General features: G+C 35.9%; 25 protein-coding genes. 11 read left to right on the forward strand and 14 right to left on the reverse strand.

Annotated elements, in window-relative coordinates:
- Positions 1–17 precede the first annotated feature (17 nt).
- Positions 18–761: a DUF3298 and DUF4163 domain-containing protein gene (locus ACYVEC_RS00110; RefSeq protein WP_063222093.1), complete on the forward strand. Its 744-nt coding sequence runs from the start codon at positions 18–20 to the stop codon at positions 759–761.
- Between the two features lie 50 nt (positions 762–811).
- Complete coding sequence (locus tag ACYVEC_RS00115) at positions 812–1,405, forward strand: biotin transporter BioY (protein WP_063222094.1); 594 nt, start codon at positions 812–814, stop codon at positions 1,403–1,405.
- A 42-nt stretch (positions 1,406–1,447) separates the two neighbouring features.
- Here the strand turns inward: ACYVEC_RS00115 and galU are convergent, their stop codons facing one another.
- Both galU and ACYVEC_RS00125 read right to left on the reverse strand, forming a co-directional pair.
- Complete coding sequence (galU, locus tag ACYVEC_RS00120; protein ID WP_063222095.1) at positions 1,448–2,335, reverse strand: UTP--glucose-1-phosphate uridylyltransferase GalU; 888 nt, start codon at positions 2,333–2,335, stop codon at positions 1,448–1,450.
- A 108-nt stretch (positions 2,336–2,443) separates the two neighbouring features.
- Complete coding sequence (locus ACYVEC_RS00125; RefSeq protein WP_063222096.1) at positions 2,444–4,168, reverse strand: phospho-sugar mutase; 1,725 nt, start codon at positions 4,166–4,168, stop codon at positions 2,444–2,446.
- A gap of 143 nt (positions 4,169–4,311) precedes the next feature.
- Between ACYVEC_RS00125 and cdaS the strand changes: the two genes are divergently transcribed.
- A complete protein-coding gene (gene cdaS / locus ACYVEC_RS00130; protein ID WP_001158741.1) occupies positions 4,312–4,917 on the forward strand; it encodes a sporulation-specific diadenylate cyclase CdaS in 606 nt (201 codons plus the stop codon).
- Between the two features lie 104 nt (positions 4,918–5,021).
- On the opposite strand, the gene pepA is transcribed toward cdaS, so the two are convergent.
- The 5 genes from pepA to ACYVEC_RS00155 form a co-directional block, all read right to left on the reverse strand.
- A complete protein-coding gene (gene pepA, locus ACYVEC_RS00135) occupies positions 5,022–6,506 on the reverse strand; it encodes a cytosol aminopeptidase (RefSeq protein ID WP_063222097.1) in 1,485 nt (494 codons plus the stop codon).
- A 145-nt stretch (positions 6,507–6,651) separates the two neighbouring features.
- Entirely contained in the window at positions 6,652–7,278 is a 627-nt protein-coding gene (locus ACYVEC_RS00140; RefSeq protein ID WP_063222098.1) for a 3D domain-containing protein, read from the reverse strand.
- A gap of 86 nt (positions 7,279–7,364) precedes the next feature.
- Positions 7,365–7,682 carry a YuiB family protein gene (locus ACYVEC_RS00145; protein ID WP_000027007.1) on the reverse strand — a complete coding sequence of 106 codons (318 nt, stop codon included), beginning with the start codon at positions 7,680–7,682 and terminating at the stop codon, positions 7,365–7,367.
- Complete coding sequence (locus ACYVEC_RS00150; RefSeq protein WP_063222099.1) at positions 7,679–8,185, reverse strand: NUDIX hydrolase; 507 nt, start codon at positions 8,183–8,185, stop codon at positions 7,679–7,681. Before ACYVEC_RS00150 ends, ACYVEC_RS00145 begins: the two co-directional genes overlap by 4 nt.
- A gap of 127 nt (positions 8,186–8,312) precedes the next feature.
- Complete coding sequence (locus ACYVEC_RS00155) at positions 8,313–9,521, reverse strand: NAD(P)/FAD-dependent oxidoreductase (RefSeq protein WP_063222100.1); 1,209 nt, start codon at positions 9,519–9,521, stop codon at positions 8,313–8,315.
- Positions 9,522–9,983: 462 nt separating this feature from the next.
- Between ACYVEC_RS00155 and ACYVEC_RS00160 the strand changes: the two genes are divergently transcribed.
- The 3 genes from ACYVEC_RS00160 (at position 9,984) to ACYVEC_RS00170 (ending at position 12,998) form a co-directional block, all read left to right on the forward strand.
- Positions 9,984–10,973 (forward strand): NAD(P)/FAD-dependent oxidoreductase, encoded by a 990-nt coding sequence (locus ACYVEC_RS00160; RefSeq protein WP_460505288.1) that lies wholly within the window; start codon positions 9,984–9,986, stop codon positions 10,971–10,973.
- Positions 10,974–11,098: 125 nt separating this feature from the next.
- Entirely contained in the window at positions 11,099–11,575 is a 477-nt protein-coding gene (locus ACYVEC_RS00165; protein ID WP_063222102.1) for a GyrI-like domain-containing protein, read from the forward strand.
- A 175-nt stretch (positions 11,576–11,750) separates the two neighbouring features.
- Positions 11,751–12,998: an MFS transporter gene (locus ACYVEC_RS00170; protein WP_063222103.1), complete on the forward strand. Its 1,248-nt coding sequence runs from the start codon at positions 11,751–11,753 to the stop codon at positions 12,996–12,998.
- Between the two features lie 585 nt (positions 12,999–13,583).
- Here the strand turns inward: ACYVEC_RS00170 and ACYVEC_RS00175 are convergent.
- Complete coding sequence (locus ACYVEC_RS00175) at positions 13,584–14,453, reverse strand: LysR family transcriptional regulator (RefSeq protein ID WP_000158035.1); 870 nt, start codon at positions 14,451–14,453, stop codon at positions 13,584–13,586.
- Between the two features lie 91 nt (positions 14,454–14,544).
- Here ACYVEC_RS00175 and ACYVEC_RS00180 point away from each other — a divergent pair, with 91 nt between their 5' ends.
- Positions 14,545–15,732, forward strand: coding sequence for an MFS transporter (locus ACYVEC_RS00180; protein ID WP_003193623.1), 1,188 nt, complete (start codon positions 14,545–14,547; stop codon positions 15,730–15,732).
- 434 nt (positions 15,733–16,166) lie between these two features.
- Here ACYVEC_RS00180 and ACYVEC_RS00185 read toward each other — a convergent pair whose 3' ends face one another.
- Complete coding sequence (locus ACYVEC_RS00185; protein ID WP_063222105.1) at positions 16,167–17,048, reverse strand: helix-turn-helix domain-containing protein; 882 nt, start codon at positions 17,046–17,048, stop codon at positions 16,167–16,169.
- 79 nt (positions 17,049–17,127) lie between these two features.
- On the opposite strand from ACYVEC_RS00185, the gene ACYVEC_RS00190 reads away from it, so the two are divergent.
- Positions 17,128–17,589: a 2-thiouracil desulfurase family protein gene (locus tag ACYVEC_RS00190; RefSeq protein WP_063222106.1), complete on the forward strand. Its 462-nt coding sequence runs from the start codon at positions 17,128–17,130 to the stop codon at positions 17,587–17,589.
- A 29-nt stretch (positions 17,590–17,618) separates the two neighbouring features.
- Here ACYVEC_RS00190 and ACYVEC_RS00195 read toward each other — a convergent pair whose 3' ends face one another.
- Both ACYVEC_RS00195 and ACYVEC_RS00200 read right to left on the reverse strand, forming a co-directional pair.
- On the reverse strand, positions 17,619–17,978 hold the full coding sequence (locus tag ACYVEC_RS00195) for a YxeA family protein (RefSeq protein ID WP_063222107.1): 360 nt from the start codon (positions 17,976–17,978) through the stop codon (positions 17,619–17,621).
- A 105-nt stretch (positions 17,979–18,083) separates the two neighbouring features.
- The gene (locus ACYVEC_RS00200; RefSeq protein ID WP_063222108.1) at positions 18,084–18,188 is read right to left on the reverse strand and encodes a hypothetical protein; all 105 of its coding nucleotides are present in this window, start codon (positions 18,186–18,188) and stop codon (positions 18,084–18,086) included.
- A 207-nt stretch (positions 18,189–18,395) separates the two neighbouring features.
- On the opposite strand from ACYVEC_RS00200, the gene ACYVEC_RS00205 reads away from it, so the two are divergent.
- Positions 18,396–18,959 (forward strand): GNAT family N-acetyltransferase, encoded by a 564-nt coding sequence (locus ACYVEC_RS00205; protein WP_063222109.1) that lies wholly within the window; start codon positions 18,396–18,398, stop codon positions 18,957–18,959.
- A 106-nt stretch (positions 18,960–19,065) separates the two neighbouring features.
- On the opposite strand, the gene ACYVEC_RS00210 is transcribed toward ACYVEC_RS00205, so the two are convergent.
- The 3 genes from ACYVEC_RS00210 to ACYVEC_RS00220 all read right to left on the reverse strand — a co-directional run bounded on the left by ACYVEC_RS00210 (position 19,066) and on the right by ACYVEC_RS00220 (position 20,811).
- On the reverse strand, positions 19,066–19,419 hold the full coding sequence (locus ACYVEC_RS00210) for a HesB/IscA family protein (protein ID WP_000573823.1): 354 nt from the start codon (positions 19,417–19,419) through the stop codon (positions 19,066–19,068).
- A 41-nt stretch (positions 19,420–19,460) separates the two neighbouring features.
- Positions 19,461–20,327 carry a diaminopimelate epimerase gene (dapF, locus tag ACYVEC_RS00215; RefSeq protein ID WP_063222110.1) on the reverse strand — a complete coding sequence of 289 codons (867 nt, stop codon included), beginning with the start codon at positions 20,325–20,327 and terminating at the stop codon, positions 19,461–19,463.
- Positions 20,328–20,571: 244 nt separating this feature from the next.
- The gene (locus tag ACYVEC_RS00220; RefSeq protein ID WP_000595026.1) at positions 20,572–20,811 is read right to left on the reverse strand and encodes a YuzB family protein; all 240 of its coding nucleotides are present in this window, start codon (positions 20,809–20,811) and stop codon (positions 20,572–20,574) included.
- Between the two features lie 352 nt (positions 20,812–21,163).
- On the opposite strand from ACYVEC_RS00220, the gene ACYVEC_RS00225 reads away from it, so the two are divergent.
- Complete coding sequence (locus ACYVEC_RS00225; RefSeq protein ID WP_000682065.1) at positions 21,164–22,234, forward strand: NAD(P)/FAD-dependent oxidoreductase; 1,071 nt, start codon at positions 21,164–21,166, stop codon at positions 22,232–22,234.
- Between the two features lie 231 nt (positions 22,235–22,465).
- Positions 22,466–22,639 (forward strand): aspartyl-phosphate phosphatase Spo0E family protein, encoded by a 174-nt coding sequence (locus tag ACYVEC_RS00230; RefSeq protein ID WP_063222111.1) that lies wholly within the window; start codon positions 22,466–22,468, stop codon positions 22,637–22,639.
- The last annotated feature ends 28 nt before the right edge of the window (positions 22,640–22,667 follow it).

The raw sequence follows: 22,667 nt of genomic DNA on the forward strand, positions 1-22,667 counted from the left end.
AAGGAGGTTTCACCTAAATGAAACAGAAATTTTGTATATTACTGCTTATGTTCTCCTTGCTGACTATTGTACCAAATTGTGTACTAGCAGCCAAAGCATCCAACCTGACAATCGATGTTCAGACTGTAACACAAAAAGGTAAGAAACCTTATATAGAATATCAAATTAACAGACCTTCGTTTCACAATTTTTCCGATTCTAAATTTCAAAATAAGCTCAATTTCTATTACAAAAAGTCTACTGACAAATTTAAAACCAAATTAGAAAAAGACGCAAAAAAATATTATAAAGAAACAGAAGGATCCAGTACACCATTTCATCCGTACGTGGCGAATGTTGATTATAAAGTTTCCTTAAATAAACCACCTTTCCTCAGCCTATATTTGAATTACTATCAATATACAGGCGGAGCACACGGTCTTTATACGTGGAAGGCAAATACATTTGATTTAAAAGAAAAAAAGTTACTACACTTAGACGATTTATTTCAAGAAGAAGATAAATATAAAGAGGTAATCCGTGCTGAAATTGTAAGACAAATTAAACAAAATGAAAGCATTTATTTTCCCGATGCAACCGAAAAGGTCATGAGCACAAAAAAGTTCCACTTCTTTTTAGAACCGGACAATCTCGTCATTTATTTCCCATTATATGAAATTGCGCCTTATTCAAGCGGAATTCCACAATTTCGTATTCCGTATACGTTGCTAAGAGAGTATTTGAAGCCTTCTTATCAAAATATTTTGATTGACAACAAGTAAATATTTTCGCTACGATAATGTTAACCTAAAAACAACAGGAGGTTAACATTATGAGAAGATTTCATGTTTTAGATTTAGCATTAGCTGCCATGTTCGTCGCTCTTATGGCTATTGGTGCAAATATTGTATCTTGGGCACCATTCCTGCAAGTAGCAGGTATCCCCTTATCTATGCAACCATTTTTCGCAATTTTAGCAGGGCTTCTTCTTGGAAGTAGACTTGGTGCATTATCAATGACTGTTTACATGCTCGTTGGAGTAGCAGGTGCACCAATCTTCGCTAACTTCAAAGCTGGATTTGGAGCACTTTTAGATCCTACTGGTGGTTTTATTATCGCATTTATTATCGTTGCTTACGTATCAGGAAAACTAGTAGAACAAAAGGAAAAACCAACATTTAGTACATTTGCAATCGCTTCGTTCACAGGAATCATTTTAACTTATATTATCGGTACTACTTACATGTACGGGGCAGTCAATCTCTTCATGGGTGGTAATATGAGCTATAAAACAGCTTGGATGATTATGATGTGGTTTGCAGTAAAAGATATTGTATTTACAATTATCGGTGCCATTATCGCACCTCGTATATATTATGCTGTACGTCGTTCCGCTTATCAGCATTCTCATTCGACGATTTCCTAATAAAAAAGAGTTATTTCAGCGTACTGAAATAACTCTTTTTTATTAAGACTCTTGATTTGTATGTTCTTCTAAAATTCTCTTCATCATTGTAACCATGTCACCACTTAATTCTGGGTGTTGCAGGGCCATTTCGATTGTCGTTTGAACGAATCCTAACTTTTCACCTACGTCGTAGCGCTTTCCTTCGAAATCGTAAGCGAATACACGTTGAATTTCGTTTAAGCTTTGGATAGCATCTGTTAACTGAATTTCACCACCAGCACCAACATGTTGCTGTTCTAAGAACATGAAGATTTCAGGTGTTAAAACGTAACGTCCCATAATTGCTAAGTTTGAAGGTGCTGTACCTGCTGCTGGTTTCTCAACGAAATTGCGAACTTGGTAACGACGTCCTTCCTGCTCTAACGGATCAATAATTCCGTAGCGATGTGTTTCATCTTCTGGAACCGTTTGTACACCAATAACAGAAGAAAGCGTTTTATCATATTCTTCAATTAATTGACGTAAACATGGTTTTTCAGCTTGAACGATATCATCACCTAATAAAACAGCGAATGGCTCATCACCGATGAACTTACGTGCACACCAAACAGCGTGACCTAATCCTTTTGGTTCTTTTTGACGGATATAATGAATATCTACCATTTTTGAAGAAGCCTGTACTTTTTCAAGTAACTCATACTTTTTCTTTTCTAATAAGTTTTGCTCTAACTCAAATGCATTATCAAAATGATCTTCAATAGAGCGCTTTGTTTTACCAGTAACGATAATAATATCTTCGATTCCTGATTTTATTGCTTCTTCTACAATGTATTGGATAGTTGGTTTATCTACTATCGGTAACATTTCTTTTGGCATTGCTTTTGTAGCTGGTAAAAAACGTGTTCCTAATCCAGCTGCTGGGATTATCGCTTTTCTTACTCTTTTCATCACAAAATACCCTCTCTTCTGTCAGAATAAATAACGATTATTTCCTTACATAGAATAAAAGGGAGGTTTCACTCCCTTTTATTCCCTACTACTTAAAATTACTTTATATTATAAACGATTCATAATATCTTCTTTAATAGTAAGTAACTTTTGTTCACTATTTTGTAAAGAATTATCTTGAACACCGAAGTAGAACTTAATCTTCGGTTCAGTTCCAGATGGACGTAGGCAGAACCAAGAACCATCTTCTAATTGATATTTTAACACATTTGATTTCGGTAAGTGAATCTCTTCTTTATGTCCATCTTGTAAAGATGTAACGATGCTCGCTTTATAGTCTTCAACTGCTACAACTGTTAAGCCCGCTACTTCTTTCGGAGGATTTTTACGGAATGTTGCCATCATTTCTTGGATTTGTTCCGCTCCATCTTTTCCTTTTAGTGTTAACGATACAAGATCTTCACGGAAGAAACCGTACTTCTCAAATACTTCTAATAGACCATCGTATAACGTTTTACCTTGTGATTTGTAGTATGCAGCTACTTCACATGCAAATAGAACAGATTGTACTGCATCTTTATCACGGCAGAATGGACGAATTAAATAACCATAGCTTTCCTCATAACCGAATTGGAATTCGTATTGTCCACTTTCTTCATACTGTTTAATTTTCTCACCAATAAATTTAAATCCAGTTAACGTATCAACTGTATCTAAACCGTATGCTTTCGCGATTGTACGGCCAATTTCAGACGTTACGATTGTTTTTAATACAACACCGTTCTCTGGAAGCGTTCCGTTTTCTTTCTTTTGAGATAATAAGTAATCAAGCATTAATGCACCTGTTTGGTTACCAGTTAATACTTGGAACTCACCATCGTGATTACGAACTGCTACGCCAAGGCGGTCTGCGTCAGGATCTGTTGCGATTAACACATCTGCGCCTACCTTCTCACCGTCACGAATTGCATACTCAAACGCTGCATGCTCTTCTGGGTTTGGTGATTTCACTGTAGAGAAGTTCGGATCTGGTAACTCTTGCTCTTTTACAACTGTTACATCTGTAAATCCAACTTCTTCTAAACCACGGCGTACAGAAATATTTGATGTTCCGTGTAGTGGTGTAAAGACGATCTTTAAGTCTTTCCCAACCTTTTGTACCATTTCTTTATTAATAATGACATTGTTCAATTCTGCTGCATACGCATCATCTACTTCTTGTCCAATAATATGTAATAAACCGTCAGCTTTTAATTGCTCCACATCAGCAACCTCAACTGTTAATTCATCTTCTACTTCGTTTACGTAGCTAATTAATTCATCAGCTTCTTTTGGAGGCAACTGCCCACCATCTTCACCGTATACTTTATAACCGTTATACTCAGGCGGATTATGGCTTGCCGTAAGAACGATTCCACTCACTGTATGTAAATGACGAACTGCGAAAGAAAGCACTGGCGTTGGACGTAAGCTTTCAAACACATATGTTGTAATACCATGCGCACCAAGTGTAGCAGCTACTTCCATTGCGAACTCAGGTGATTTATGACGAGAATCATACGCTACAACAACACCACGCTTCTTCGCTTCTTCACCTAATTTTTCAATAAACTTCGCTAATCCTTGCGTTGCTTTACGAACTGTATATACGTTTAAACGGTTCGTACCAGCACCAAGTTCACCACGCATACCACCTGTACCGAATTCTAGATTTTTATAAAAACTGTCCTCGATTTTCTTCTCATCTTGCTTCATGTTTTCTAACTGTTCTTTTAGTTCTGCGTCTAACTCTGCATATGAAAGCCAGCGACTAAATTCTTGTTTCCAGTTCATCCTTCTATCTCCCCTCGCTTGTCATACCTTTATTATATGAAAAAAACAACCTGTATCTCAATATTTTTTACAATCTAACAGGATTTTACTAGGAATATTTGTATACACTATGGTTAAATACTCCACTAAAGGGAATGAGGGTTATGCAGGAATGGGGCTTGTCAGAAGAACTTAAAATACAAACAAAGCAAATGATTGAAATTGCCGAAAAAGAATTATCAATTATGAGGCAAGCAATTGATAAAGAAGATGAATGTATTTTGTGTAAGATGGAAGATATTCATCATATGTTAGCAAATGTACAAACACTGGCAGCTACATACTATATTCAAGCGTATTTATCACCTTATACGGAAAGCTCACAGTTCATTACAACAGCTGTCCAACATTTAAGCGCCAGAAAACACGGTGCTCTTATTGTTGTGGAACGAAACGAGACACTTGAATCTTGTATTCAAACTGGAACAACGTTAAACGCTCATTTAACCGCACCACTGCTCGAATCAATTTTTTATCCAGGTAACCCTCTTCATGACGGAGCCGTTCTCGTTAAAAATAATCATATTGTTTCAGCTGCTAATATTCTTCCACTAACAAAAAGTACAGAAGTTGATCCAGAGCTAGGAACACGTCACAGAGCTGCAATTGGGTTATCAGAAAAAAGCGATGCACTTATTTTAGTTGTCTCTGAAGAAACGGGTCGCACTTCATTTGCTTTAAACGGTACTTTATATACAATTTCTTTATAAAGTGAAACTATAGTTTACGGGCAGTTCATGTGGGATAAGACATCCATAGTCATACCAATAAAAAAGGCTGTTCCAAAATGTAGGAACAGCCTTCTCTTATTATCTTATTCTTCTCCGAAACGTTCAACAAGTGTTGCAAGTGTACGTACCATTGCACCTGTTGCTCCAGCTGGTCCTAAATCATGCGCTCCTGATGTTTCAGATGTTCCAGCGATGTCTAGGTGTACCCAAGGTGTGTCTTCAGCGAATTCACCTAGGAATGTACCTGCCATAACCGCATGTCCTTCACGGCCTGGTGAGTTATTTAAATCAGCAAACTTACTGTTTCTCACGCGTTCTTTATCACGATCAAAAATTGGTAATTGCCAAATTGATTCATCTGTTTCCATAGATGCCTCTAGCACTTGCTCAAACAACTCTTCATTGTTTGTCATTGCGCCTGTCGTATGATTTCCAAGTGCAACAATTACACCGCCTGTTAATGTCGCAACATCAACAAGGTAGTTTGCACCTAATTTTTTCGCATACGTAATACCGTCAGCTAATGCTAAGCGACCTTCTGCATCTGTATTTAATACTTCAATTGTTTTTCCGCTCATAGATGTGATTACATCGTCTGGCTTAAATGCTGTACCACTTACAACGTTATCCGTTGATGGAATAACAGCGATCACATTTTGCTCAGGGCGAAGTTCACCGATAATTTCCATCGCACCTAATACAGCAGCTGCACCGCCCATATCACCTTTCATACCGACCATGCCTTCACGTGGTTTTAAAGAATACCCGCCTGTATCGTATGTGATTCCTTTTCCAACGAATCCAATAACATCTGTCCACTCTTCTTTTCCTTTATAAATAAGAGCGATCATTTTTGGTGGCTCTACACTACCTTGGTTTACTGCAAGCAATGCACCCATACCAAGCTCTTCCATCTCTTCTTTCTCAAGAACTTTATAATCCATATCATACTTCTCCGCTAACTCAACAGCATACTCAGCAAGCTTTGTCGCTGTTAATACGTTTGGCGGCATATTTACAAGTGTACGAGCTGAATTTGTTGCACGTCCATGTACGTAGCCAACTGTTAATGCAGCTTCAATTTCCTGTGCATCTTCCGCTGTAATAGCCGTAAACTTCTCTAACTCTACACGATCCTTTTTATCTGATTTATACGTTTGTAATTCATATGTACCAAGGCCTTGTACTTCTGCTGCAATATGAGCTACATCAATCGCATCTAACTTCTCTGTTACGAAAGAATCAAGTAAGATTGCTGCATCTTGTACTTTTGCTACTTGTAACGTTTTAAACGCCTTACCAAGGGCCACACGTAATGTTTCTGTTGTATAAGATTCCTTCTTACCTAAACCAACGAAATAATAACGTTTCACATTTGTTTTTCCTAAACTATGTACTTTTGAAATAGCTTTCTTCTTAGTAGAAAGTTCTTTCTCTTCTAATAAAACTTGTAATTGTCCTTCAAACGCTTTGTCCAATTCTTGTACAAAACTACTCGTTTTCTCTTCTTCAAATAAGGCAACAATCACCGCTTCATGGCTTGCTAATTCTTTTTGTACTTGAAACATGTTCAGACCCCCTAAATTTCTCTATTCTTCCTTTATTATAACTTTATTTTCGATAAAATGCGACAATTCTAACTTCTGTCATATCCTATATACTCCATATTTCTTCTAATATAAAATAAAAAAGTCTAGCGTAATTACCACTAGACTATCTTTGTTTTAAATATTGGCCGCGAAACACTTGCATCGTTTCGTCTTGATTTAACATCGTTAACTCTTCTTCTGTAAACTTACCATTACCTACCTTAACTACATACACATTTACTTTTTTCTTACCCCATTGGCTATAAACATCTTTCACCGTATCATAATACAGATCAAGACGGTTTCCTTTTATTGCACCGCCCTTATCAGCCACTACACCATACCCATAACCTGGTACGAATAGAATTGTTCCAATTGGGAATACGCGTAAGTCCGCAGCAATCGTGGAATATAAATCCCTTTTCACCTTAACACCTGAATATGTAATACCATACTCCGGATGTCCCGGCCTCTTACCCGTCGACTCAATCCCCGACGTATAACCTGTTGCAGTCATTTCAATTGAACGATATTTAGACCAGTCGTTTGCCTGCTCTAAAGCATTTATCACTTCTTTACTCGGAGCAACATTTCTCTTAACTTCTGCTGCATGTACTTCTTTTGCACTCGTTCCCTCATATTTCTTTACAATCTCTACTAAAGAAACTCCTGTGAAAGCATTCCATGTTATGCATAATGCGGATACAAGTAAACAAGTCATCATAATGCGAATACAATATCGTTTTAACATTTTTATATTCCACACTCCTTCATCGTTAATCATTCCCTATACAATGAAGGAATATGCAAAAAAATAATCTCCAAATGAATTGGAGATTAAAACATTTGATATCCGCTTTTTCGAAGTTTCTTAATTACGATTCCTGCCAAAGCAGCACCTACTAACCCAGTAGATAAAATAAACACATCTGCTTGTCCTAAATGCGATACACTTGTCCCAAATGAAGAGAATGTTTCTTTTGGCTTTGAAAAGTAATCCCACACACTCGCCTTATTAATAATAAGTATACAAACAATCGGATACACAATAACCATTACCCATGTCGCTCGCAATATCATGTTGAGTAAAAATCCAATTCCAAAAAACAAAATAAAAAATAACATCATTGAAATAAGTAGTACCGGTATACTCACTCTTTCTCCCTCTCCTTCTCATGCGCCGTAAATACGTGATAGGCCGTATAACCAAATTGCTCTCCAGGATTTAATGTTTTGTCCATTTCAAGATGGAATTCTGATTTTCTTTCTAACAAATATGTAATAAGTACAGACGTATTTGGATCGTCTGCAATCGTATCTGGATGTAGAAACGCTACGTCAGACAATTCCTTCTCCTGTACAATAATATTTTCTCCTTCAGGTTCCAAAAGGAAAATAATCATATTATCACTAATTTCATTGCGAATCACGCCCGATCGAACGCCAATGATTCCCTTCACATGAGCGACAATGCCTGTCTCTTCTAACACTTCACGTTTCACAGCTTCATCAACCGTCTCACCTTCATTTACAAAACCAGCCGGTAAAGACCATTTCCCCTTTAAACCACTGTATTTCTTCTTAACAAATAGCCACCTGCCATCTTTTGTAGCTACTAGGCCACTAACAGCTAACCATACTTTCCCTCGCTTCTCCATGATGTAATACCCTCCTCTACTAGAACGGACAGAATATTCTTTCTTTTTTTATATATATTATACTATATTTTTAAAATGAAAAAAGCAGAAACAGCTCTTAGCCGTTTCTGCTTTTCTCTACTATATATTAAAAGAACTTTAATTTACCTTTTTTAAGAACTAATAAAGGTCCACCTAATAAGAATAGGTAACGGTTATCGATAACTTTCTTCATGAAAGAAGCTTTCCAACCTGTTAACTTTTTGCCCATAACAACGCCCATTGCATCGTCATGACCTAAAGAACATACAGATCCTTTATTATCGAATGCGAATGTTTTCATTTCGCCTTTGCCACGAACTAACACAGTTAAGTTGTGTGCAATATTGTAACCTTGTTGAATTGCGATTTGTGCTGTTGGTGGGTATGGACGGTTAATTTCTTCGTTAATGATTAACGCTGCGTCACCAACCATGAATACATCTTCGTATCCTGGAGCGTGCATGTACTCATCAACTTTTACACGTCCGCGCATTGCTTCAAAGCCAGACTCTTCCACAATACCGTTACCACGAACACCTGCAGCCCAAACTACTGTTTCAGACTTAATTAATTCAGTATCATCGCCATTTGCAACGATAATACCTTCTTCAGTTGCTTCTTTAATTGCTGTACCGATGCGGAATTCTACGCCTTTTTTCTCAAGTTGTTTTACAGCGTATTCTACTAATGCTGGATCGAAACCTGGAAGTGCTGTTGGAGCAGCTTCTACACAGATGATACGTGCTTTTTCACGTGGTACATTGTACTGTTTGCAAAGTTCAGGAACACGGTTTGCAAGCTCACCTACGTATTCGATACCAGTAAATCCAGCACCACCAACAACGATTGTTATTAACTCATCGCGTTGTTCAGTTGCATATTTAGCGAAACTAGCTTCCATATGCTCACGAATTTGACGAGTTGCATTAATGTTAGCGATTGAGAATGCGTGCTCTTTTAATCCTGTAATACCGAATGTTTCTGATTCGAAACCAAGACCGATTACTAAGTAGTCATACTCTAACTCGCCGTCTTTTAAGATAATGCGTTTTTCAGCAGCTTTAATTTCTACTACTGTATCTTGTACAAAGTTCACTTTATTTGTATCGATAACGTCTTGAATATCTAGACAGATTTTTTCATCTTGTAATGTACCAGCTGCGCTCTCATGTAACCAAGTCGCTTGGTAGTGATAGCTGTTGTTGTTTACTAACGTAATTTCAGCTTCATTTACAGATAATGCTTTTTGCAGACGAACAGTCGTAATCATCCCGCCATAACCTGCACCTAAAACTACGATTTTTGGAGTCTTCACCAAATCACAACCCTTTTCTTTATATAATAGTAATGAAAAATAATACCAAGTACTAAAAACTCTATTTGTCAAGAATGTGGAATTTATCACATTCTATATCATAACAAAACGCAGTCAAAAAATCGTACGAATTTTGTCATAGAAATTTAACATAATACTTCCCTATATTAGTCGGTTTTATTCCAGAATTCAAGCGTCTGGAGAATTATCAATATTTTAAAATAACATAGCGTTTTCAAGGGTTTTTCAGCCTTTTTTTCATGTATTTTCCTTTCTCCATATTTTATACAATTTAAAAAGCATCTATGCGAAAACTTACACACAATTCAGTCGTTTTCAGAAGTATTCTGAACTCAAATATGCTATCATTTATTTGAAAGTGGCATCATTTGCAGGATTTTCATGTACATATGAACAATATATGAAATCAATATCAAAATTCCATCTATAGGGGGAATGAAAGTGGCAGAAAATCAAAAAGTTTATGACATAACAATTATTGGTGGTGGTCCAACAGGGCTGTTCACAGCATTTTATGGCGGTATGAGACAAGCTAGTGTAAAAATCATTGAAAGCTTACCTCAGCTTGGAGGACAATTATCCGCACTCTACCCTGAAAAATACATTTATGATGTAGCTGGATTTCCAAAAGTGCGCGCACAAGAATTAGTTGATAACTTAAAAGAGCAAATGAAGAAATTCGACCCAACCGTTTGTTTAGAAGAAGCTGTTGATACGCTTGAGAAACAAGCTGACGGTATATTTAAACTTGTTACGAATAAGCAAACTCACTATTCTAAATCAGTTATTATTACTGCTGGCAATGGTGCTTTCCAACCACGTCGCTTAGAATTAGAATGTACAGCTAAGTATGAAAAGAAAAACTTACATTATTTCGTTGATGATATGAATAAATTTGCTGGTAAGCGCGTCGTAGTATTTGGCGGCGGCGACTCAGCGGTTGATTGGACAATGATGTTAGAGCCAATCGCTGACAAAGTTACCATCGTTCATCGCCGTGATAAATTCCGTGCGCATGAACATAGCGTAGAAAGCTTAATGAATTCTCGTGCAGAAGTAAGCACACCGTACGTTCCAGTAGAACTCATTGGTGATGACAAAATTGAACAAGTCGTTCTTCAGCATGTAAAAACAGAAGAAAAAATTATCATCGATGTTGATGACGTAATTGTAAACTACGGCTTCGTTTCCTCTCTTGGTCCAATTAAAAACTGGGGCTTAGATATACAAAAAAACAGCATTCTCGTGAACTCGAAAATGGAAACAAATATTCCCGGCATTTACGCTGCTGGTGACATTTGTACATATGAAGGAAAAGTAAAACTCATTGCTTGCGGCTTCGGTGAAGCACCGACAGCAGTAAACAATGCAAAAGCTTACTTCGATCCAAACGCAAAACTTCAACCGATGCATAGCTCTAGTATGTTTTAATATAGAAATGAAAAGAACTCCTTTTACGTAAAAGGAGTTCTTTTTTATTGTGATACCGTTTTCTTCCAAAATATGTTACAATAAACAAGAACAAACGTTCTATTTAATAAGGGGGATATTTTAAAATGAAAGAACCTATTATCGTAAAAAAAGAAGCTTTCCAAGCAATCGGCGTTTCGATTACGACGACAAATGAAATAGAGGCATCTATTGAAGGAAAAATTCCACAACTTTGGAACCGCTACTTCCAAGAACAAATCATGCACCACATTCCAAATCAACAAACGAAAGAAACATTCGCTTTCTACTCAAACTACGAATCAGATGAAACGGGTACATATACCTTTACGATTGGCATGCCTGTTTCCTCATTAGAAGACGTTCCTGAAAATATGACAACTTTAACCATACCTGCTGCTACGTATGCGGTATTTACAACGAGAAAGGGACCAGTTGCTGAAGTTGTTTGCGAAGCTTGGGAATATATTTGGAAATGGTCAAAGGAAAACAAACGTGCTTTTACAACAGACTTTGAGCTTTATGATGAAAGAGCTTTAGATCCAACCAACGTACAATTGGATATTTATATTGCATTAGCCTGAACGACAAAAAAGAAGATACCCTTTGGTATCTTCTTTTTTGTCGTTAAATAGCCACTGTGCAAATTCATTATTATTGTCTACAATGAGAAAGTGCAGTATAGAAATATTAGAAACTGTATAAAACGATTGTTAACAGGTTTTTTAGTTTAAATTTGTCACATAGAAAGGAAGCAATATGGAGGAACTACAACAAAATAAATCTGCTTTAGAAGGAAGCGGAAAACCGTTATTAAAAAATACGAATTTCCTTTTTCTTTGGGCAGCTACTCTTTTTTCAAGTTTTGCTTTAGCCTTTTTTACTTTTTCACAAACGTGGTACATAGCAAAAACATTAAACCTTGAAGCTTCACTCGGTGTTGTTTTCGTAGCTCTTAGTGTTCCAAGGCTTATTTTTATGATTATCGGCGGCGCTGTAGCTGATAAATTCCCGAAAAAAAATATTATGTTTTATTCTAATATTATTCGCGCTATTCTCGTTGCAACCATTCTCACATGGTTCATCGTAGGTGATGTAACACTATATACATTTGCTTTATTCGCCTTATTCTTTGGACTTGCTGATGCTTTTTTCTGGTCAGCTGACGGATCTATCTTACCTGAACTTGTAGAAAAAAACCGTTTAACACAAGCAAACTCACTTACACAAATGACAAACCAAGCATCGGTCATCTTAGGCCCTGTACTTGGCGGCATTCTTATCAAATTTACGAACTATGAAACGATCTTTTCGATCACAATTTTATTACTAATCATCGCAGCCATACTCGTTCAAAAAATACAATTTACGATGCCAGAGCAGCAAAATACAGACAAAGGCATGTTTACTTCTATTAAAGAAGGAATTTTATACGTAAAGGAATCACCATTCCTTTCAACTTTCCTTCTTTGTAGCGCCTTTTTAAATTTATTTTTAATCGGTCCGATGCAAGTCGGTTTCCCGCTTTTCGTTAAAAATGTTCTGCACGGTGATTCGCTTCAGTTTAGTTACTTAGAAGCATCTGTCGGCGGCGGAATGGCAATAGGCGCTGTCATTGTCGGTTTAAAAAATATTAATCGTAGACGCGGTCTATTTTGCATTATTATGATGCTGTTGTCTGGTGTATTCTTCTTATCCATCAACTTTAGCACCGTACTTTGGCAAGCATTATTAGCTGGCATGTTTTACGGTATTACAATTGCAATGGCTATCGTTCCGCTTATGGCAATGATTCAATCGACAGTAAAAGAAGAGATGATGGGACGCGTAATGAGTCTACTTATGCTATCATCAATGGGCTTTATCCCGCTTTCTTATGCATTCACATCTATCGCACTTGCAATAGGAATTCCAATCGTAACCGTTATGAAAAGCGGTGCAATCGCCGTTATCGTCTTCGTACTATTTGTAGCGATTCGTGTTCCAGTTGTAAGAAAGTTTGATTAACTACTTGGTGTAGCTTTTGAAAAAAGTCTGATTATTTATAATAAAGATCGATAATTTATAATAAAGTTTGATTAAAAATCCTGTGTTGATATGCAGGATTTTTTCTTGTTCCACAAACGAGCCATTTTCTTGAGTAACACTTTAATGAAAATAATTATGGAGCAAAAAAATTGTGAAGATTTTCCCTTAAACTAAAGGGTTGTAAAGGGGGAAATCTAAATGGTTGAAAATGCTCAAACAAACAGTAATTCGGTAATTTCTTTAAACCTTGGTATTATTTAGATCCTAATACCATTTATCGGTTTTTTTTGGTGGTTTAGGAGTTGTAGTTGCTAGAAAAGCGACAAAAGAAATTTTAGAAAAAAACCAAAGTGGTAGTGGATTAGCTACTTCCGGTTTAATTTGTAGTGTGGTGGGAATTATCATTCAAATCTTTTTAGTACTCAGTATTCTCGTTTTCTATTCTTTAAGAATTGTAGGATATCTTATTAAACTAAAGGGCCAGTCCTGCCATGGTTTGGGCGTTCAAAGCGTCGCAAACCATGAATAGGATTTGCTTACTATGGGGAGTAGTTTAATGTTTTATTAATAATTCCTATTTTTTGCCACATGAAGAAATTCCTTAACCGCAGGAGAAGCATTTGCAATTGATTGACAGGCAAGTGCTACTTCACGGCTGTTTTCAATATTTAGTTTGCTGATTTTTATGTTTTGCTGTGTCTTTAAAAATAATTCTGGACCTATCGTAACGCCAAGTCCTTCCTGTACCATATTAGCGATGGTTGTACAGTCGTGTACTTCAAAAAGAATAGATGGTTTAATTTGCGCTTCTGCAAATAATTCCTCAACATGTGATTGGTACATCCCTGTTGGCATAATAAAGGATTCATACATTAAATCATTCATTTCTACTATTTCTTTAGAATGAAATTGATGATCAGGGTGATAAGCGACTACCATCTTGTCTTTAATCAAAGGAACCAAATCGAAATTTGGGTTTGATTTTCCTTTTACTACAAATCCAATGTCAATAATGCCTGAACCTAACCATTCCGTAATCTCTTCATAGGTTCCTTCGTAAAATTTAAATTCTATTTTAGGATGCTTTTTCCGGAATTTTGCAAGTAATTTAGGCAATAAGCAGGAAGAAGCACTTGCAAAAGTGCCGATACGAATAATACCTGTTTCCAAGCTTGTCATAAGCGCAATTTCTTGATTAATGACTTCCACTCTTTTCAATATTTCTCTAATATGCGGCAGAATTTTTTGTCCTATATCTGTAAGTGTTATTCCTTTTTTTCGATCACGAATTAATAAAGAAACTCCCCATTCAGATTCTAAACTCGCAACTGCATGACTCACGGCAGATTGGGTCATATTTAATGTTTCAGCAGTTTCTGTAAAGCTTCCTAGCTCAACCACTTTTGCAATGATTTCGTAGCGCACAATAGTCATGAGTAATTACTCATCTCCTTTATTAAAAACATCAATTTTACTTATGTTAACATGGAACATAAAATAAAAACAGTAGTTCAAATATAAGGAGATGTACAAATTGAAAAATAATATGAATCAACTAATCATCATACTTTTAGCTTTAGGGGCTTTTGTAACAGGAACAGCAGAGTTTGTTGTTTCTGGAATTTTAGAACTGATTTCTTTTGAATTAGATATTTCAATTTCAATGGCTGGTCAGTTGATTACGATTTATTCTTTATCTTATGCTATTGGAGCTTTGATCTTGGTCATGCTAACGTCTAAATTGGATCGTAAAAAAGTACTTTTATATGCTATCTCTATATTTATTCTAGGGAATCTAGTTGCATTTTTTAGCTATAATTTTGTCTTTCTTATGTTATCTAGAGTCATTATGGCGATGAGTGGAGGGTTATACATTGTTGTTGCCACCAATTATGCTGCGCAAATTGCAGTTCCAGAAAAAAGAGGTAGTGCTATGGCAACAGTCATTACAGGTTTCACTGTTTCATTAGTACTTGGAGTACCTATCGGAACATTTTTAGCTGGACATTTTGATTGGCACTATATTTTCTTAATTATTGCGCTTGGCACAGTTTTTTTAATAATAGGACTTTACAAATTATTACCATCAATAAAAGGAAACCAACCGCTGCCATTTACACAACAGCTACAAATTATGAAAGATAAACGAGTCCTTACTGGTTTAATGACAACGATCTTTTGGATTTTAGGATATACGATGGTGTTCGCCTACATTGCTCCATTATTAAGTCATACTGCTGGTTTTTCTATAGAAATGACAAGTATCGCTTTATTTGTTTTAGGCACTTTTGCTTTTATTGGCTCACGCTTTGGAGGATATGCGGTAGACAGATGGGGACCTAATCGAACGATTTCATTAAGTTTATGTGTTCATATCATCTCTTTATTTGTACTAACATTTACACAGTATAGGGCAGTCGGTGTATTTGTCACACTAGCTTGTTGGGGAGTAGCAACTTGGACAACGACACCAGCAAAGCAGTTTTATCTGATTTCACTAAAACCACAATCCTCTGAAACCGTACTCAGTTTTAATACCGCCTTAATGAATGTTGGAATGATGCTAGGTTCTGCATTAGGAGGAATCATTATTCAGTATACAAATATAGTGAATTTAAGCTGGATTGGAGGATTATTCGGTATACTTGCACTTATTTTTATCAGATATTCTTTCTATTTAAATAGAAATTTTATGAAGAATCACCAATTTTAAGGATAAAAATACTTTCCAATACCAGCATTTCAAAAACTTGTTGAAGGTTTTGAAAGTGGAAATCATCACCCACCTTTGCAGTTGTGAAGGGAGAGGAAATGTATATTAGAACGAACGTACCGAATATCAAGTTCGCTGTGCATTTAACGGCTTTTGTATTGAAGAAGAGAACAAGGAAACTTTCATTAGAGTATGACTAATGAGTATAGGATTTGATAAATATTTTAGTTATTCCATTAAAGTGCGCGATTGTGGAAGATCACAGGCATAAAATAATCAAACTTTTTTATAAAAGATCTATACTAATTCACAAGAGAAGAATCCGTTTTGATCAATCTTTTTTCAAAACGGATTCCTTTTATTTAACGTAAAATACGAGTTTGAAAGGTAATTTTGATCAAACACTATTTTAAAGCCACACTCGGAGTCATGTGTTATACGCATGGCTCCTTTTTAAACGGATCAAATAACGATATCCCCTTACTTCTTCTCACAGCTGCTCCCCATTCTAATCCAACCTCTAAAAATAAATCTCGCACTGTACTATATAAAAGTGCCTTAACATTTTTACGGATTTCCCCGTATTTATACGCTCTCATGACACTCTTCACTCGCCAGATGAAATTTCCATACACTTCTTCATCAGCTAATATTTGCTCCAGTAAAACACCTTGTTCTAATAATCCGCTCTTTTTATACGCAAGTTCCACCTTACTCCAAAATATATTAATCTTCTTCGGATTACTCGTCATCGGCAGAAGTGCGTATATAAAAGGCTTCGGTATATCATGGCGACAATACGTCTCATCAAGCTCGTACGTTACTTTTCTATTCTCTTTTATTTGTGGAATGTTTTTAGAAAGAATTGTTTCCCCCTCATATTTTTGCTCATTTTTACTACAGCCAACTGCACAGTCCCCACTTTCACATGCGGACATTTTCATACGGTCATCCATGCGGTCAATTGCAGATATAAGAAAAACATATAAGTTCGCACTATATCCCCCGCGCTTATGTCTTTCTTTCGTCGCAACACGTTTTATAATTCCTAGTTCCTCTAACTTTGCAATGGAACGGCGTACTGTACGAATACTTTTTCCAATATTCGTCGCAATCGTCTCCATTAACGGACAAGCAACTCCTACTGTTTTCTGTTTCTCATTCACTGCATACTTTCCTAAAAAATGAATAATGGTAGCATCCGTTTTATTTAATTGAAAACGATAATATTTCAAAACTTGCTTTTGATATGTATTAAACTCTTCTTTACTTCGAAATTCACTGTATGGTTTCATTAAGTTATATAAACTTCCCATTTTTATCACCTCACTTATAAATAAGAGGCAGGAAGAGAAATTGGCGTGACATTAAATATTTTTTATTGGAGATGAAAATATGATCGTAATTAGCGCTTGTTTAGGTGGGATCGCTTGCCGGTATGATGGAAATAACAATCTCGTTTCAAAAATAGAGGAGCTTCTGCAACAAGAAGATACAGTCCTCATTTGTCCTGAAGTATTAGGGGGATTACCAACGCCTCGTCCCTCTGCCGAAATTATTGGCGGGAATGGCGATGACGTTTTAGACGGAAAAGCAAAGGTAATGACAAAAGATGGTAAGGATGTCACAGAAGCTTTCGTAAACGGTGCTTATAAAGCATTAGAACAAATCAAAAATTTACACCCAGAATATATTATTTTAAAGGAACGTAGCCCATCTTGTGGTAGTTCTACAATTTACACCGGAGAATTTAACGGCAATAAACAAACTGGTTATGGGGTAACAACTGCTTTATTTAAAAGACATGGCTTTAAAGTCATTTCAGAAGAGGATTTTGAGAATCAAAAAAGGAATTGACCCTGTTCGTCAATTCCTTTTTAACTGTCTTATTTCACACTTAACTTTTCTTTCACTTTCGCAGGAAGCTCGTCTTTCTTCACTTCTTCCCAAGCTGTTACACCTTTTTTATCTGAATTGTATATACGTAAGAATGCATCTTTACGAAGATTTTTTTGAGCTGTGAATTCTAATTCTTTTTCTTTTTCTTTTCCGTCTTTATCGAATCCTTTTAATTTATACTCGAAATATTTATGTGGCTCTCCGTTATCAAACTTCTCATTTTTTTCAATTCCATCAGCTGTAACTTGAACGTAATACTCATCTTTTCCTAAACGATTAATATCACAACCAACTAAAAGGCTTGCGAATACAACTAAAATACTAAACAGTGCAATATATCTTTTCATTTCCTTCACCTCATGTTTTTTTCTTATATTGTTATCTTAATGCCCAGAGCTTAAAGAAGAAATTCAAAAACATGACATGAACATTACACTTTTGTAAGATAATAATTATTTCTTCACTTTAGAAATCGTCATCCCGTCACCAATTAGAATAAGTACAGATTCTAAATTTGGATGAGTTGCTACTACTCCGGCAAACTTCTTCATACACATAAACCAACTTCTAATTATGTAAAAGACAGAAATTAGAAGAAAAATAATAATTCCTTATTCAACTAACGGTTTCATTTTCAATATGTAAAAAGGGATTTCTAAATGATGAAGTGAATATGTATTTATTATTTTCTAACTTTTGAGCGAAAGTGTTTTTACATAAGTTTCGCTATGTCCTAATTTAAAGTTTTCGAGGGGAGAAATAATATGAATCCTATTTTATTAGATGTTCCGTTACAAATAGAAACAGATAGACTCATTCTTCGAGCGCCACTTGAAGCTGGTGAAGGGAATGTAGTACATGAAGCTATTAAAGATTCAATTCGTGAATTAAAGCAGTGGTTGTCTTTATTCCAGTCCATTCCTACTGTTGAAGAAACAGAAATTCTCTTGAGAAATGCGCATATAGATTTTTTGAAAAGAGAAAGCTTTCGCTACCTTATCTACCATAAGGAGACGAATGATTTTATTGGGACTGCAAGCCTTCACCGAATTGATTGGAATATTTCTAAATGTGAAATTGGATACTGGATTAACACGCAATTCAGTGGCAGTGGATATATGACAGAAACAGTAAGTGCATTAACAAACCTTGGATTTCAGTTATTTAAATTTAGAAGGATTGAAATACGATGTGAATGTAATAACACGAAAAGTCGTGCGATCCCTGAAAAATTAGGTTTTGAGCTTGAAGGGGTATTACGTAATGAAGATTTTTCAGCTGACGGCAAACAACTAACTGATACTTGCATCTATGCAAAGATAAAGTAAAACTTTAATCAACCCTTACTAATTGGACTTTTATGGAAAAAGAAAAGACCTCCCTAACGATTATATTCCATCGCTAAAAAGGTCTTTTTCTATTTCGGCTAAAAACTTAGCACTCTTCTGGCTTACCAGCATTCGATGCTGTACGGAAAGATGATCCACATCCGCATGATGCGATTGCGTTTGGATTATCAATTGTGAATCCGCCGCCAAGCATAGATTGTTTATAGTCAACTTTTACTCCTTTAACAATCGGAGCACTTTCTTTATCGATAACAAATTCAACACCGAAAAATTCAAGAACTGTGTCGTCTTCTTTTGGTTCTACTTCAAATCCTAAGCCGTAAGAAAGACCACTACATCCGCCGCCGTGTACAGCAAGGCGCACGTACTTCTCTCCATCTTCAGCATCTTTTAACATATCTTTAATTTGAAAAGCTGCTTGTTCTGTTACTTCAATCATGAAATACACCATCCTTTCTGTTCTCATTCTATTATACATCTTTACGCTTCTATCTTGTACTCATACACTCCGCGGCAAATTACTTCTGCTGGTCCTTTCATTAACACATTGCCTTCTTCTGTCCATGCAATCATTAAATCGCCGCCAGCTAAATGAACTGTAATTTCCTTACCACGTTCCATCTTTCCATTTAAAATAGAGGCTACAACCGCAGCACACGCTCCTGTTCCACAAGCTTGTGTTACACCAGATCCTCGTTCCCAAACGCGGAAGTTCATCTCTTCTTCATTCAAAATCTCGATGAATTCAACATTTACTCGTTCTGGGAACATTTCATGTGTCTCAAGAACTGGTCCAAGTGTTGTAAGAGGTGCTTGTTCTACATCATCAACAAAAATAACTGCATGCGGATTCCCCATTGAAACGGCTGTAAATGCATAACGATGATTATTGTATAAGAAGTTTTCACGAATAAATGGCGTTTCACTTTCGCCAAGCATCGGTATTTCTGCACGTGTTAAACGCGGTGCTCCCATATCGATTTTCGCTAACGTAACTTTCCCTTCTTCTACCGTTACTTCCGCCGTTACAATGCCAGCTAACGTTTCAATTGTGAAAACTGTATCTTCTACTAGTTTATGCTCATACGCATATTTCGCTACGCAGCGTAAACCGTTACCACAGCTCTTTCCTTCTGACCCATCATTATTAAACATGCGCATTTTCACCGGCGCTACGTCAGATGGACCAATTAAAATCATTCCATCTGCCCCAATACCAGTATTAATATTTGAAACCTTTTCCGCCACAAGAGCTAAATCTTCTTCAGGAATTTGTTCTTCAAACATATTTACATATATATAACTATTGCCAAGACCATGCATTTTTGTAAAAGAAAATTGGCTCATTTGCATTCACTCCAAAAATAATTTGTTATTTTAAGTATAAAATGCACGCTTTTAGAACACAATATGAATGTCCCCCGTTTCTCATATTTGACAACATTTGGCGATGAGCCATTCTTGCGCAAATTGTGTAAGAAACAAGCCCTTCTAAAAGGGCCTTTTTTTATTTATATACAATTTTATCTTCCCCTGCGGAATAAAATTTTATCTAATGGAAAAAGAAAAAGGTGCTGCTGATTGCAACACCTTAAAACATTGGATTTTCATCCAAATACTCATATACATTATTAACAAGTTCTTCTACTGTAGCACCTTGTACGACTTCACCATTTACAAGAGCAAATGGTCCTTCAAAACAAATACCACAATATCCTAAACAACCATACTCCATTACATCTAAATTCGGATCTTTTTCTAATTTCTCTAAAGCTGCTTGTGAACCACTCGCAAGGTTACCTACACAAAATTCAATTAATGGTTTAATCAAAATTCTCCCCCCTGTACTACAAAACAAATTACTTTCTGACTTTATCTATAAGAAGAAAACTAAGTTTTCTCTTGTTGTTTTCGTTATACATTCTAAACTATTTAGTTACTTCACTATTTCACTTCAAAGTAGATGGTTTTATTTTATATAACATGCTATTCATAATGAAATAGTAACTAAAAAATGAAAACAGTTTACTTTACTTTTCTTCTTATTGTACAACAGAGTATTCATTCATGCATTGTTATTTGTTCACAAATTCGATATAATTTGATTGAGTAAAGTCGAAATATTTTATTAATATAAAATTGTGTGATTAGGGGATATTTCAACAGAAAAGGGGTAATCCATCATGAAACACCTCGTAATACTAGGTGGCGGCTACGGTGGAATGAGAATTCTGCAAAGGCTACTTCCAAGCAACCAACTTCCGGATGATGTACAAGTGACATTAATCGACAAAGTACCATACCATTGTTTCAAAACTGAATATTATGCATTAGTAGCGGGTACAATTTCAGAAACGCATATTCGCATACCGTTTCCTGAGCATCCACGCCTTAATATTCAATACGGCACAATAACAAATATTGATCTCGAAGAAAAAGCTGTTCATCTTGATGGCGGCGAAGCAATCCAATATGATGATTTAATTATCGGACTTGGCTGTGAAGATAAATATCATAATGTTCCTGGAGCAAAGGAATATACACATAGCCTACAATCGATTGAACAAACACGTAAGACATATGAACAATTAAATAGCCTAGAACCAAATGCAACAGTTGCTGTTGTTGGTGCTGGCTTAAGTGGCGTTGAAGTAGCAAGCGAACTTCGTGAAAGCCGTTCTGATTTAAAAATCTATTTATTTGATCGAAAAGATAGAATTTTATTCCCATATCCAGAGAAATTAAGTAGATATGTAGAAGAATGGTTTGTAAAGCATAAAGTTAATATTATACGAAACTCTAACATTACAAAAGTAGAACCAAATATTGTGTACAACCACGATGAGCCACTTGAATGTGATGCAATCGTCTGGACAGCTGGTATTCAAGCAAATGAAGTTGTTCGAAACCTTCCAGTTGAACAAGATGGTAGCGGACGGGTTGTTTTAACAAAATATCACAATATTCCAAATAACGAGCACGTTTACGTTGTAGGAGATTGCGCAGCACTTCCACATGCACCATCTGCACAACTTGCTGAAGGCCAAGGAGAACAAATTGTCCAAATATTATTAAAACGTTGGAATAATGAACCACTTCCTGACGAACTACCTGTAATTAAATTAAAAGGTGTTCTCGGTTCTCTTGGTAAGAAGCATGGCTTTGGTTTACTCGCAAACCAACCATTAATGGGACGTGTACCGAGATTATTAAAATCTGGTCTTCTTTGGATGTACAAATATCATAAGGGTTAATACTTAAAAGGCTGTCTACTAATTAGACAGCTTCTTTTATTAGTTAAAATATAATTATCAGACACATCTTTCTCAATATGGATCATGATTTATTTTTCATTTTTATATTAAAAACTATTGATGAACAGTGTATGCTATTTATAAGTTGCTTTATTTCCTTTAAGACCGAAGTCATTCGGTCTTATTTTTTTATGTTGTAAATACTTTTACAGGAGGTATTCCATTTCACTTATGAACTTAACGAAACTAAACAATCGAATAGAAGTAAAGAAGAAAGAATTGATCTATCTCGTTGAAAAGTACGGATTCACTCATGATAAAGTGATTTCTTTCAGCCAAGAATTAGATCGTTTACTTAACTTGTTAATAAAACTCAAGACGAAGAAAAAACGTTGCTCTTTATAACCGTTTTGCAATCTTTTTTGATACGATA

It is taken from the genome of Bacillus sp. MN7755, assembly GCF_054771475.1.

Bases quoted from the DNA above. Each gene is read 5' to 3' on its own strand.
- ACYVEC_RS00210 (WP_000573823.1), bottom strand. From the start codon at position 19,419: ATGATTGAAGTAACAGAACAAGCAGCTTTTCAAATTAAAGATATGTTA.
- dapF (WP_063222110.1), bottom strand. From the start codon at position 20,327: ATGAGCCAATTTTCTTTTACAAAAATGCATGGTCTTGGCAATAGTTAT.
- ACYVEC_RS00190 (WP_063222106.1), top strand. From the start codon at position 17,128: ATGATCGTAATTAGCGCTTGTTTAGGTGGGATCGCTTGCCGGTATGAT.
- ACYVEC_RS00140 (WP_063222098.1), bottom strand. From the start codon at position 7,278: ATGTTAAAACGATATTGTATTCGCATTATGATGACTTGTTTACTTGTA.
- ACYVEC_RS00175 (WP_000158035.1), bottom strand. From the start codon at position 14,453: ATGACTATTGTGCGCTACGAAATCATTGCAAAAGTGGTTGAGCTAGGA.
- ACYVEC_RS00110 (WP_063222093.1), top strand. From the start codon at position 18: ATGAAACAGAAATTTTGTATATTACTGCTTATGTTCTCCTTGCTGACT.
- ACYVEC_RS00230 (WP_063222111.1), top strand. From the start codon at position 22,466: ATGAACTTAACGAAACTAAACAATCGAATAGAAGTAAAGAAGAAAGAA.
- pepA (WP_063222097.1), bottom strand. From the start codon at position 6,506: ATGTTTCAAGTACAAAAAGAATTAGCAAGCCATGAAGCGGTGATTGTT.
- ACYVEC_RS00225 (WP_000682065.1), top strand. From the start codon at position 21,164: ATGAAACACCTCGTAATACTAGGTGGCGGCTACGGTGGAATGAGAATT.
- ACYVEC_RS00150 (WP_063222099.1), bottom strand. From the start codon at position 8,185: ATGGAGAAGCGAGGGAAAGTATGGTTAGCTGTTAGTGGCCTAGTAGCT.
- ACYVEC_RS00165 (WP_063222102.1), top strand. From the start codon at position 11,099: ATGAAAGAACCTATTATCGTAAAAAAAGAAGCTTTCCAAGCAATCGGC.
- ACYVEC_RS00200 (WP_063222108.1), bottom strand. From the start codon at position 18,188: ATGTGTATGAAGAAGTTTGCCGGAGTAGTAGCAACTCATCCAAATTTA.
- ACYVEC_RS00195 (WP_063222107.1), bottom strand. From the start codon at position 17,978: ATGAAAAGATATATTGCACTGTTTAGTATTTTAGTTGTATTCGCAAGC.
- cdaS (WP_001158741.1), top strand. From the start codon at position 4,312: ATGCAGGAATGGGGCTTGTCAGAAGAACTTAAAATACAAACAAAGCAA.
- ACYVEC_RS00205 (WP_063222109.1), top strand. From the start codon at position 18,396: ATGAATCCTATTTTATTAGATGTTCCGTTACAAATAGAAACAGATAGA.
- ACYVEC_RS00170 (WP_063222103.1), top strand. From the start codon at position 11,751: ATGGAGGAACTACAACAAAATAAATCTGCTTTAGAAGGAAGCGGAAAA.
- galU (WP_063222095.1), bottom strand. From the start codon at position 2,335: ATGAAAAGAGTAAGAAAAGCGATAATCCCAGCAGCTGGATTAGGAACA.
- ACYVEC_RS00180 (WP_003193623.1), top strand. From the start codon at position 14,545: ATGTACAAATTGAAAAATAATATGAATCAACTAATCATCATACTTTTA.
- ACYVEC_RS00115 (WP_063222094.1), top strand. From the start codon at position 812: ATGAGAAGATTTCATGTTTTAGATTTAGCATTAGCTGCCATGTTCGTC.
- ACYVEC_RS00185 (WP_063222105.1), bottom strand. From the start codon at position 17,048: ATGGGAAGTTTATATAACTTAATGAAACCATACAGTGAATTTCGAAGT.
- ACYVEC_RS00125 (WP_063222096.1), bottom strand. From the start codon at position 4,168: ATGAACTGGAAACAAGAATTTAGTCGCTGGCTTTCATATGCAGAGTTA.